The following is a 12,053-nucleotide window of genomic DNA, read 5'->3' as shown; positions in this document are numbered from 1 at the left end:
AATATCTATTAATATACCTTTCTGATATTTTTTTGTCAAGAATTAATATATTGGTCTATATTTTAAATCAACTTTAAAATAAAAAAAGAGTCATTTGAATTTTCATTCAAATGACTCTTTCGCTTAATTTCTAAACGCCCATTTCAGTTTGAACTGTTTGCACAATTCGATCAACATAAGCTTTAACTTCTTTTTCTGTTGGTGCTTCGGCCATAACACGTAATAAATTTTCAGTTCCACTAGGTCTCACAAGAACTCGGCCATCGCCGGCCATTTCTGCTTCAACTTCTGCAATACTATCTTTAATTTTTTGATTATCTAATGCAGCTTGCTTATCTGTCACTCTAACATTCACAAGTTCTTGTGGATAAGTCTGAACAGCTGCAGCTAATTCAGATAACTTCTTGCCTGTTTTCTTCATAACATTTAGCAATTGAATAGCAGTTAGCATCCCATCACCAGTTGTATTGTAATCTAAGAATACAATATGTCCAGATTGTTCGCCACCAATGTTGTAACCGTCAGCACGCATTTTTTCAACAACATAACGATCACCAACTTGTGTTTTAACTGATGTTAAATCAGCTGCTTCAAGTGCTTTGTATAGTCCAATATTACTCATAACAGTTGTCACAACTGTTTCTTTTTTCAAGCGACCACGTTCATTCATGTATAATCCACAAATGTACATAATTTTATCGCCATCAATAATATTACCTAATTCATCAACAGCAATACATCTATCACCATCGCCATCAAAAGCAATCCCGGCTTCAAGCTTATTTTCAACTACAAATTTAGCTAATCCTTCTGGATGTGTTGAACCAACGCCATCATTAATATTTAATCCATCAGGCGAAGTTGCCATTGTTTCAAATTCAGCATTTAAATCAGCAAACAAACGTGAAACAAGTCCACTTGTTGCGCCATTAGCTGAATCAATTCCAACATGAATTCCTTCTAAATCATCAGGAATTGTTTGTTCCAAAAATTGTGTATATTTCAGTACACCTTCTGGATAATCTGCTAATACTCCAAGGCCTTCACCTTCTGGTCTTGGCAAATCATCAGAATCTTTTTCTAATAAAACTTCAATTTCTTCTTCTTGTTCATCAGATAGTTTATAACCATCCGCACCAAAAAATTTAATGCCGTTATCTTGAACGGGATTATGTGAAGCTGAAATCATAATTCCAGCAACTGCATTTTGGGCACGTACAAGGTACGCTACACCAGGTGTTGAAATAACGCCTAATGAGAGTACTTCAATCCCAACTGATAATAACCCTGAAATCAAAGCTTGTTCAAGCATTTGACCAGAGATTCGTGTATCACGCGCAACAAGCACTTGTGGTCTATCGTTATTTTCAAGTTGTGCATGCTCTGATAGAACATACCCACCTAAACGTCCCAATCTAAATGCTAACTCAGGACTTAGTTCTTTATTTGCAATTCCTCTAACACCATCTGTACCAAAATATTTCATTATTTTCTCCTCACTAATTAATTAATTTAATGCGTTCGTTGATTCACTTGAACTACTTGAACTATCAGAACTTGTCGATGAAGACGAAGTAGCACTTTCACTACTTTCTGAACTGGTTTCAGAGCTCGTCGATGTCTGATCAGTTGTTGTTTCACTACTTTCAGTTTTTGATGCTGCGGTTCCACCAGAAGCACTAATTTTTACTTTAACAGATTCTGGATTTGATGAAATTAAATTATTCTTATCCAAATCGATACTAATTGTTTTCGTAACGGAATCACTAATCTTATTAATTGGTACCACAACATCAAGTTTACTTAATTTGCTTAAGGTTGATTCTGTACCCGTTACCGTTACTTGTTTTGTATCACTTGAAAACTTATACGTCTTCCCAGATACGCCAGTTCCACTTGAAACAAAATTCAAAGGTAATTTTTTAGTGGTTTTAGTACTCTCAACCGGTATTGTAACACCGACTGTTGATGGGGTCATGACGACATTTAAAGTTTTACCATTTACATCTAAGGCCTCAAGTAAGACTTCTTGTGAAATTGTTGACTTGATCTGATTGCTGCTGACATTTACTTGTGCAACCACTTCTGAAATAGCATTCACATCGCCTTCCGCACCGGATGCAGAAATCGTATTATTATCTAAAACAGGCGTCCCACTCTTATACCCTTGCGCTAAACGACGTTCATTAAATTTCACCTGAATAGGGAATGTCGTTGTCTTACGTTTTTGTATATTAACAGAAATTGTAGCGGGACTAATTTTATAACTAATTTCTTTGTTTAATCCTTCTGCTTGTAACTTAACAACATGTTTTCCAGGATTTAAACCCTTTAAATCAGCAAACACTCTAAAGTTTTGTGTATTCACAGTTGTTGTAATTAAAGCGCCAGGACCGTCCAATGTTAATTTTACATTTTTAGGATATCCAGTAATAAAGTATTTATCACTATCGGCCGTAATTTGTAGGCCAGCCTCAATCGTTTTTGATTCATTTGCAACTAGACTCGTTGTTTTTGAATCGGAAAAATTATTTGTATTTGCTAACTGATCATAATTAACATAAACAAATAATAAAATTGCTAAAATTAAAGAGGTTCCAATAAAAAATGAGCGACTATTAAAAAATTTATTTAGATTCATTTTTTATCCCCCTTACGCCCGAAATGTTCAAAAAATTCCCAGAAAGGGTTGTTCTTTTTAGGTTCATCATCTTTAATTAATTCAGTATTCAATAATTTAAGGTAATCTTCTTGTGATAAATCACGAATAAGTTCGTTATTTCGCGTAATTGTCACTGAACCTGTTTCTTCTGACACAACAATCGTAATTGCGTCGGTTACTTCACTGATACCTACTGCAGCACGATGCCGAGTTCCTAATTCTTTTGGAATTAAGTTACTTTCAGATAATGGTAAGTAAGCCGCCGCAACAGCTATTTTATTATCTTTAATAATTACCGCGCCATCATGCAATGGTGTATTGGGAATGAAAATATTGATTAATAATGCACCCGTAATTTCAGCATCTAATGCAATTCCGGTTTCAATATAATCTTCCAATCCAGTGTTCATTTGGATAGTAATTAATGCCCCAATTCGACGTTTTGACATATATTGAATAGCTGAGTCTAGTCCAGCAATCATATGTTCTTCGTCTTTGTTTTTCTGTTTACCTCTTGAAAAAAATGATCCACGACCAAGATGTTCCAATCCACGTCTTATTTCCGGTTGGAAAATAACAACCATGGCGATAACACCCCAATTGATAACTTGATCCATAATCCAAGATACAGTTTGTAGCCCAACGACCACACTAATTAGCTTAATCACAACAATAATTATGATTCCTCTAAAAAGTTGAACCGCTTTTGTTCCTCGTAAAAGTACCATGAGTTCATAAACAACAAACCAGACAACGATAATATCTAGTATATTGACCATATGCCCCCACGTTACAAGACCACCCCAGTTAATGGACATCACTCGGCCTCCTCTATTTTATTAACCGTTTTATTATACCACGTTGTTAGATTTGTTTCCTCATCCCGCCATATTTTCTATTATCTACCGGATTATTAATTTGATTTCATCTCATTTTTTGCTACACTGAAGTTACTATAGAAAAGGATGACCATTATGATAAATACAAATGTAAAGCACGGTATCAGATTATTTTTTATATGTTACTTAATTATTATTTACTTATTCGTTTACAACCAACAATCACCTTTTAATTTTTTACTCTTAAATACATTTTTAGGTTATCTGCCAATTGAATTAGCTTTTCACATCAAAGATAAATTATCAAATACTTATTTTTGGCTGTTAACAGCAGCTTGGCTATTCTTTTATCCGAACGCGCCTTACCTATTAACTGATATTTTTCATTTAAGCTTACTGCATCCCTATGACATAATGACAGGATTAATTAAATTAGATATTCATATGTGGCTAAACTATACTTATTTGTTGGTAAGTACCTTATCATGTACGTTACTTGCACTCGTTGGATTTTCTCAAATTGCCGACCAAATTAAAGAACGACTACACTTAACACCTTATTATTTTCGTTATGTCGTTATATTTGGCCTAACTATTTTGTCATCTGTCGGTGTCTATATTGGTCGTTTTTTAAGATTACACACTGTTTACCTACTAACATCACCAAAATTAACATTAAAATTGATTGCCGATATGTGGACAATTAAAATGTTAGCTTTTGTCGTTTTACTAACAATAGTCCAACTAGTTATTATCATTTGCTTAGAAGTCTATAGAAAAACAATAAAATAGGTGTAACTCGCATATAAATTGCGAGTTACACCTATTTTTTAGTCCTCTTCAGAAAGCATAATAACATTTTCAGAATAATTAATATATTCACGTAAACTTGACGCTAATGACCATGTAATATAGCCTCGTTCCATCAATTCCTGCATCGCAGAACGTTCAGCCGCAATAGCCTTTAATCTAAGTTGGTAACTTTGTTCCTCAGATTCGGCTTGATTAATATTTTTGGTCCGTTTTAATGTTTCGATACGATTACGATAATAAACAATCAAATGATACATAGCTTGCTGCTTAAATTGTTGATTGCCATCATCAGATTTTTTAACATACGTTGATAGTGCTTTAATAGCTGCTTTTGCTAAAGCTTTTTCTATATTTCGTCGTTCATAAACCATTTTTAATTCTTTTTCAGAATAGAGTGTCCGTCTCACAACCTTACCTAATTGAACAAAGGCATGATTAATATTTCTAACCGTTACAAATGAGATTTTCCGATTATTAATTTGACCTAATTTCGCTTTTTGTTTCATAATTTTCTTACTAATAATTGAATAGTTTTTATTACTAATAGCCTGCTTTAATCTCATTTTATCTAACGCTTCGAGTTCTCCATCTAAAGCAATTCGCCTAATGTCTGCTTCTTCCTCAACAATTTGGCGTAATCGTTCATCATCCTGATCAGAAAACTCAAGTCGACGAATCATAAATTGATATTCTAAAATTAATTCATAGGCAACTTTTTGATTAGATTCTCGTCGTTCAGATTCCAAGCGACTAATAGCAACTCGCATAATATAAATACGAGCTTGCTTTTCATTGAACTGCGTATCTCCGCTATCACTAGTTATGATAGCATCCTCATCTTCAACTAAAGTAGCATCAGGAACCTCATTACTGGTTTTCATTATTCCTTTTTCTTTAGTTAAAAGAGGTAATATCAAAATTGCGGCTACTAAACTTAAAATAATCACGCCACCAGCAATAAATAACATTAATGAACGCTCTGGAAAAGCAGCACCTGTTTTTATTATCGTTGGGACTGTTAACACACCAGCCATTGTAATTGCACCACGAACACCTGAAAATCCTGATATTAACGCAATACGCCAACTTGGCTTTGCCTTATTTTTTGATTTATTTTTCTTAGAAATTAATAACATATTAATATACGTCCAAACAACACGAATCACGACTAAAAAGAGCCAGACGACAAAAACATCAATAATAGCCGAAAGAGTACTACTATTGTTATCTTCTAATGTCTTTGACATCGCAATTGGTAATTCAATTCCAAGAATAATAAACACAAATCCATTCAGGAGATAAACCACAATTTCCCAGGTTTTTTCAGTTACTAACTTAATTTCAGGTAAGTACGTCGCGAAAGTATTCTTACGCATACTAGAGATAACGCCAGCGACAACTACCGAAATAACACCTGATGCATGCAAAAATTCTTCCGTAAAAAGAAAAATGATGAAAGGTGTTAAAATTTGTAATATCGTATTAAAAACAACATCATTAATCCCTTGCCTCATTAAAAAATCTCGTATTGTTGAAATCAGCAACATTAACACTGCTCCCGAGATAAAACCAACAATCGCAATATACGTAAAATCACCAAGCGCCTGTCCAAATGAAAAATAGCCAGTAACCGCAGCAGCAATCGCGTATTTAAAGGCAATTAATCCACTTGCGTCATTAATTAAACTTTCACCACTAACCAAATTTAAAATATTACTTGGTAATTTTGCTTTTTCAGCAATCGATTGCACAGCAACTGGATCCGTTGGTGACAAAATAGCTGCCAGTGCGAATCCAACTGCTAATGGCATTTTTGGAATCAAAAGATGAATGAAAAATCCAACTACCACAGTTGTTAAGAAAACCAATAATATGGCATTCGCAAAAATGGAACCTCTTAATTTCCACAATTCACGTTTTGGAAATTTTCGACCATCATTAAATAATAGTGGCGCAATAAAGAGTAATAAGAACCAATCTGTTTCTAACTCAATTGAGACTTTAAAAATTAAGGCAACGACAAAGCCTAATGCTATCTGGATCAATCCAACGGGTATTGAAACCAGATAATGACTGATAACATTTGATAGTAAAACAAGTGCAGCTAAAACAATAACCGATTCAAGTAGCGGCATTTACCATCTTCCTTTCTACTTTAGTCTTCTCCGATAATTCTAACTTCCGTTTCTAATCTAACCTTAAATTTTTCCCACACAACGTTTTGAACATGCTTAATAACATCCATATAATCTGTTGCAGTAGCGCCGTCTACATTAACAATAAACCCGGCATGTTTCTTTGATACTTGTGCGCCACCAATTTGGTAGCCTTGTAACCCAGCTTCGTGAACTAGTACACCAGTATAGTGTCCATCAGGTCGCTTAAAAACACTTCCACATGATGGGTACTCTAAAGGTTGTTTAGATGCACGTAAAAAGTTAAACTCATCCATTTTTTCACGGATATCATATTTATTACCTTCTTTTAATACAAAGGTTGCTTCTAATATGATGTCATTATCATCTTGAATTTGACTATGACGATAGTCAAAGTTCATTTCTTCGTTAACTAGTGTTTTCACATAACCAGTACGTGTAATAACACTAACTTCACTCAATACCTGGCTGATATCACCATCATATGCACCAGCATTCATAAATACGGCACCACCAACACTCCCAGGAATCCCAGCAGCAAATTCAAAATTAGTCAAGCCAGCTTGGTAAGCTTCTTCTGTTGTCTCAATAAGTGAGGCACCAGCTTGCGCTATAATTTTCGTCCCAGATACAGCAATTTTATCCATATCCGTTAAAATGATTACAAGTCCACGAATACCGCCATCTTTCACAACTAGATTACTCGAATTTCCTAAAACAGTTAAAGGAATACCATTTTCATTGGCTGTATTCACCAAAATTTTAACATCTGACACTGCATCAGGAAAAGCTAAAAGATCAGCCATCCCTCCCGTTTCAGTATTTGTATATTTAGCAAGTGGTTCATTTTTTAAAATTTTAATAGATGGAAATAGTTCTACAAAAGTGTCAATTATCATTATTTATTCGATTCCTTTCAACATTTAGCAATTCCTTCTAGTTTAACACGTTCAATGTTTATTTTTCTATTTTAACGCACAAACAAGCGACTTTTAATTGTATAACCTAACTGTTATACTTTATTAACATTATTAGACCGAGTATTTTAATAACCTTATCAGTCATATCGAATTAAAAAGGAGTTAATTATGAATTTTGTTACAATGGATTTTGAAACTGCTAATAATCAGCGTCATAGCGCCTGTTCAATTGCTTTAACAGTTGTTCGAAATAATCAAATCGTTGATGAATTTTATTCACTTATTAAACCGGAAACACCTTTTAATTGGCGTAATGTTCAAATTCATGGTATTCACGAAGAAGACGTTGAATTTGCACCAAAGTTTCCAGAACTATGGTCACATATTTCGCCACTTTTCCAGAACAATAGTTTAATCGTGGCACATAATGCCCCCTTTGATAACAGTATTTTGCATAATACATTGGGTTATTATGGATTAGAGACACCCCAATTTTTATTGTTAGATACGGTTAGAACAAGTCGTAAATTATTCCCAGAATTTCCAAATCATAAATTAAATACGGTTTGTGATGAATTGGGAATCACGTTAACAAATCATCACAATGCCTTAGATGATTCCGTTGCTTGTGCCAATATCTTACTCTATCAAGAACACGAATTTGGACAAGAAATTTTAAAACCATTTGTGAAGCCAGCATAATCAAATTTAAGCACATTAATAGGGCTACTGTTTAAACTGTTATATGATGACCGTAATCAAACCAAATTGGGGGAAATTACAATGTCAATTTATGATTATCAGGTTACACTAGAAAATGGTGAAACTTATTCATTAGAAAAGTACAAGGATCACCCTTTATTAATTGTTAATACAGCCACTAAATGTGGTTTTGCGCCACAATTTAAACAATTAGAAGAATTATATGAGGATTATCAAGACCAAGGATTAGTGGTACTTGGGTTTCCATCGAATCAATTCCATCAAGAAGTCGATAATGATGCGCAAGCAGCAGCTACCTGTCGTATGACATATGGCGTTAGTTTTCCAATGCATACCATTCAAAATGTAAATGGAGAAGATGCGTTACCACTATTTAAATACCTGACTGATGAAACGCAAGGCGTGTTGGGTAGCTCAATTAAATGGAACTTCACTAAATTTTTAGTTAATCGTGATGGACAAGTTGTTAAACGTTATGCACCTAAGACTAATCCTTTAAAGATGAAACCAGAAATCGAAAAATTGGTTAAATAAAAACAAGTTAGCTGATACCCCCATTTAGAGGCTATCAGCTAACTTGTTTTTTTAGTTGAAATGGGCCAACATATTATCATATTGTAATCCATTACTTTCTAATTCGATAGTACGTAAATTATCATCATGATCATCTTTCAATAATGTAATTTTTAACCAATCATTTGGTAATTCATCCTGAATAAATTCAGACCATTCAACAACACTCACACCATCAGAATTAAAATATTCATCTAACCCTAAATCTGCGCCGCCCATCCCTTCAAGTCGGTAAACATCCATATGAAATAACGGCAAACGGCCCTCACGATATTCTCTCACAATTGGAAATGTTGGACTTTTAACGTTCCGCTTGATCCCTAACCCAACGGCTAAGCCTTTAGCAAAAGTTGTCTTTCCTGCGCCTAAATCACCATCCAATAACAAAATCATATTAGGTTCAACAAGCTGTCCAATTTTTTCGGCAATTTCTTGTGTTTCTTCTACAGAACTGACTTCAATATTCATTAATTATTTCACCATTTCATTCTAAACTTTGCGCAGCTGTAATAATACCAACCTTGTAAATTTCTTCTACGTTAGCACCACGAGATAAATCTGAAACCGGTTGGTTTAATCCTTGTAGGATAGGTCCGATAGCTTCAAATCCACCTAAACGTTGTGCAATTTTGTAGCCAATATTTCCAGATTGTAATTCAGGGAAAATGAAAACATTTGCTTGTCCTGCAACCTTTGATCCAGGTGCTTTTTGTTCACCAACACTCGGTACAAAAGCAGCATCAAATTGTAATTCGCCGTCAATCGCTTCATTTGGTGCTAGTTTTTGTGCAATTTCAGTTGCTTCTGCTACCTTTGATACCTCTGGTGCTTTAGCTGAACCTTTAGTTGAAAAACTAAGCATTGCTACTTTGGGATCAATATCAAAGAGACGAGCCGTCTGAATGCTTGCAATTGCCATTTCTGCTAATTCTTGAGCAGTTGGATTAATACTGATCGCAGCATCAGAAAATAAATACTTTTCTGTATCATTATTTCTGGTCATAATAAAGGCACCACTTGTCCGACTCACGCCTGGTTTCGTTTTAATAATTTGTAATGCAGGTCGAACGGTATCTCCAGTAGCGTGAACAGCTCCAGAAACCATCCCTTCAGCTAATCCCATGTAAACGAGCATTGTACCGAAATAATTAACATCGCGTAACATTTCTTCAGCTTGTTCAGGTGTATTTTTACCCTTACGTCGTTCAACAAAGGCCGTTTTCATCTCATTAAAATCTGTTTCAGAATATTGTTTAGGATCAAGTAATTCTACACCGATACCATCAAGAGTTAAATCGAGCTTTGTGGCTAACTCTTTCATTTTTGCAACATCCCCCAATAAAATAGGTTCTGCCAAATTATCTTCTGCTAATTTAACGGCTGCTCTTAGAATACGTTCTTCTTCCCCTTCAGGAAAAACTATTTTAATTTTTTTACTTTCAATTTTGCTTTTCAAACTTTCAAATAATGACATATCATTTCCTCCTAATTAAGTGTTACTGGGTAATTGCCAGTTAATCGGTGGCAATCCCTGACTTATTAAATTTTGATTTATTTGTGAAAATGGTTTCGATCCAAAAAAACCGCGGTAAGCAGATAACGGACTTGGATGAGGTGATGTTATCACAATATTGTGATCTGTATCAATTAATTTAATCTTATCTTGGGCTGTCTTCCCCCATAAAACAAAAATAATTGTCTGTGAAGATTCGGATAATCGTTCAATCACACCATCTGTTAATAATTCCCATCCATGATTACGATGAGAATTAGCGGCGCCATCTCTTACAGTTAAGACTGAATTTAACATCAAAACACCTTGCTCCGCCCAACTCTTCAAATAGCCATGATTAGCTGGTGGAATTCCTAAATCTGTTTCCAATTCTTTATACATATTCCGTAAAGAAGGTGGAATTTTTTCTCCTGGTAAAACAGAAAAACTCAACCCATGAGCTTGATGCTTTTCATGATAAGGATCCTGTCCCAATAAACAAACTCTAACGTCAGAAAATGGGGTCAGTTCAAAGCTTTCAAAAATGCGATTTTTTTCCGGATAAATCGTCTCATTTTGATATTCATTATCAATAAACGTTTCTAAATCAGCATATTTAGATTTTGCAAGCTCTTCGGTCAAAATGGGTTGCCAATCATTATCGACATTAATATTCATTGTCTAACACCTCACAGATTAAGTTTACCATATTAGTGAATACAAAAATAAATGATTTGATTAAAATATCGAGCGGTTTCATGTTAAAATGAAACCAGTAAATAAGATTAGAGGAGTGTTGAATTTATGATAAAAATTATTGCATCAGATATGGATGGTACTTTACTAAATGATCAAATGGTGATTTCAGAAAAAAACGCCGATGCGATTAAACAAGCACAAGCATTAGGAGTCCACTTTATCGTTTCTACTGGCCGTGGCTATACTGAAGTTAAACCTTTAATTACAGCAGCCGGGTTCAATAGTCCAATGATTACATTTAACGGCGCAGAAGTTTTAGATGGAAATGGTAAAACACTTAGTACAACACCTATTTCAAAAAAAGTCGTTCAAACTTTAGTTCAAACATTCAAAAAAGAAAATTTTTACTTTGAAATGACAACCTCAAACGGTGTTTATTCTGATAATCGTGCAAACCGTATTCAAAATGTAGCGCGTCTAATCTCTGATACAAATCCAGATACACCATTTAAAATGGCTGTTTCATTAGCTGCAGCTCGTCTTGAATTAATGAATATCAATTACGTTGATGATTACCAAACAGTCATCGATGATTCAAAAATTGATATTTTTAAATTAATTGTTTTCAGTATGGATGGTCAAGAAGAATTACTCCCTTTAAAAGCAAAAATTGAAGAAGAAGACTCACTTGTTGTTACCTCTTCTGCACCTACTAACCTTGAAATTAACAACGTAAATGCCCAAAAAGGGATTGCACTCCAAGCTTTCGCTAAAGAACTTAATATCCCAATGTCAGATGTCATGGCAATTGGAGATAACTTAAATGATGTTTCTATGTTAAAAGTTGCAGGCGTCAGTTACGCCATGGAAAATGGCCACGACGAGGTAAAACGTATTGCCAATCATTCAGCAAAAACAAATTCTGAAGATGGTGTTGGCTTAGCTATTCTTGAACAGTTAGCTGAAAAATAAATCGATTGAGACTAAAAAGTGTAATTAATTAGAAAAAATAAGTCTATAAAAACTGTTGTTGATAGTAGTTTAAAAACTATTACCAATAACAGTTTTTTTACAACGAAAAAAACAAAAGCCATAAGACTTTTGTTACGTAATCAATCAGCCCTGTTACTCTCCAACTATCAATTATGAAACCCATAATACGTCGCTAACCAATTT

Annotated in this window: 12 protein-coding genes; 4 read left to right on the top strand and 8 right to left on the bottom strand. The window is 34.4% G+C overall.

Annotated elements, in window-relative coordinates; all coding sequences use genetic code 11:
- Positions 1 to 130: 130 nt before the first annotated feature.
- The 3 genes from glmM to cdaA are packed head-to-tail and all read right to left on the bottom strand — an operon-like array spanning position 131 to position 3,480.
- Positions 131 to 1,486, bottom strand: coding sequence for a phosphoglucosamine mutase (gene glmM / locus AC1RPJ_RS05040; protein ID WP_409022243.1), 1,356 nt, complete (start codon positions 1,484 to 1,486; stop codon positions 131 to 133).
- 21 nt (positions 1,487 to 1,507) lie between these two features.
- Positions 1,508 to 2,641, bottom strand: coding sequence for a CdaR family protein (locus tag AC1RPJ_RS05035; RefSeq protein ID WP_481761428.1), 1,134 nt, complete (start codon positions 2,639 to 2,641; stop codon positions 1,508 to 1,510).
- On the bottom strand, positions 2,638 to 3,480 hold the full coding sequence (cdaA, locus tag AC1RPJ_RS05030; RefSeq protein WP_409022241.1) for a diadenylate cyclase CdaA: 843 nt from the start codon (positions 3,478 to 3,480) through the stop codon (positions 2,638 to 2,640). The genes AC1RPJ_RS05035 and cdaA overlap by 4 nt, the downstream gene beginning before the upstream one ends.
- A 156-nt stretch (positions 3,481 to 3,636) precedes the next feature.
- Between cdaA and AC1RPJ_RS05025 the strand changes: the two genes are divergently transcribed.
- Positions 3,637 to 4,293, top strand: a complete 657-nt coding sequence (locus tag AC1RPJ_RS05025; RefSeq protein WP_481761429.1) for a DUF1361 domain-containing protein — start codon at positions 3,637 to 3,639, stop codon at positions 4,291 to 4,293.
- Positions 4,294 to 4,331: 38 nt separating this feature from the next.
- Here AC1RPJ_RS05025 and AC1RPJ_RS05020 read toward each other — a convergent pair whose 3' ends face one another.
- Together AC1RPJ_RS05020 and murB are read right to left on the bottom strand one after the other, a co-directional pair.
- Positions 4,332 to 6,449: a cation:proton antiporter gene (locus tag AC1RPJ_RS05020; protein ID WP_481761430.1), complete on the bottom strand. Its 2,118-nt coding sequence runs from the start codon at positions 6,447 to 6,449 to the stop codon at positions 4,332 to 4,334.
- A 20-nt stretch (positions 6,450 to 6,469) separates the two neighbouring features.
- Complete coding sequence (gene murB / locus AC1RPJ_RS05015; RefSeq protein ID WP_481761431.1) at positions 6,470 to 7,369, bottom strand: UDP-N-acetylmuramate dehydrogenase; 900 nt, start codon at positions 7,367 to 7,369, stop codon at positions 6,470 to 6,472.
- 189 nt (positions 7,370 to 7,558) lie between these two features.
- Between murB and AC1RPJ_RS05010 the strand changes: the two genes are divergently transcribed.
- Together AC1RPJ_RS05010 and AC1RPJ_RS05005 are read left to right on the top strand one after the other, a co-directional pair.
- Positions 7,559 to 8,092 (top strand): 3'-5' exonuclease, encoded by a 534-nt coding sequence (locus tag AC1RPJ_RS05010; protein ID WP_409022237.1) that lies wholly within the window; start codon positions 7,559 to 7,561, stop codon positions 8,090 to 8,092.
- An 81-nt stretch (positions 8,093 to 8,173) separates the two neighbouring features.
- A complete protein-coding gene (locus AC1RPJ_RS05005; RefSeq protein WP_481761432.1) occupies positions 8,174 to 8,647 on the top strand; it encodes a glutathione peroxidase in 474 nt (157 codons plus the stop codon).
- 51 nt (positions 8,648 to 8,698) lie between these two features.
- Here the strand turns inward: AC1RPJ_RS05005 and tsaE are convergent, their stop codons facing one another.
- Genes tsaE through AC1RPJ_RS04990 form a run of 3 tightly spaced genes read right to left on the bottom strand, consistent with a single transcriptional unit; the run spans position 8,699 to position 10,856 of the window.
- Complete coding sequence (gene tsaE, locus AC1RPJ_RS05000) at positions 8,699 to 9,154, bottom strand: tRNA (adenosine(37)-N6)-threonylcarbamoyltransferase complex ATPase subunit type 1 TsaE (RefSeq protein ID WP_481761433.1); 456 nt, start codon at positions 9,152 to 9,154, stop codon at positions 8,699 to 8,701.
- A 16-nt stretch (positions 9,155 to 9,170) separates the two neighbouring features.
- The gene (pta, locus tag AC1RPJ_RS04995) at positions 9,171 to 10,160 is read right to left on the bottom strand and encodes a phosphate acetyltransferase (RefSeq protein WP_481761434.1); all 990 of its coding nucleotides are present in this window, start codon (positions 10,158 to 10,160) and stop codon (positions 9,171 to 9,173) included.
- A gap of 15 nt (positions 10,161 to 10,175) precedes the next feature.
- A complete protein-coding gene (locus AC1RPJ_RS04990) occupies positions 10,176 to 10,856 on the bottom strand; it encodes a uracil-DNA glycosylase (RefSeq protein WP_481761435.1) in 681 nt (226 codons plus the stop codon).
- Between the two features lie 126 nt (positions 10,857 to 10,982).
- On the opposite strand from AC1RPJ_RS04990, the gene AC1RPJ_RS04985 reads away from it, so the two are divergent.
- Entirely contained in the window at positions 10,983 to 11,849 is an 867-nt protein-coding gene (locus AC1RPJ_RS04985) for a Cof-type HAD-IIB family hydrolase (RefSeq protein ID WP_481761436.1), read from the top strand.
- Positions 11,850 to 12,053 lie beyond the last annotated feature (204 nt).

Source organism: Dellaglioa sp. CoH-57-MRSF-17 (assembly GCF_056782015.1).
Note: the sequence above shows the minus strand (reverse complement) of the source record. Positions and strands in the feature narration are given on the sequence as shown.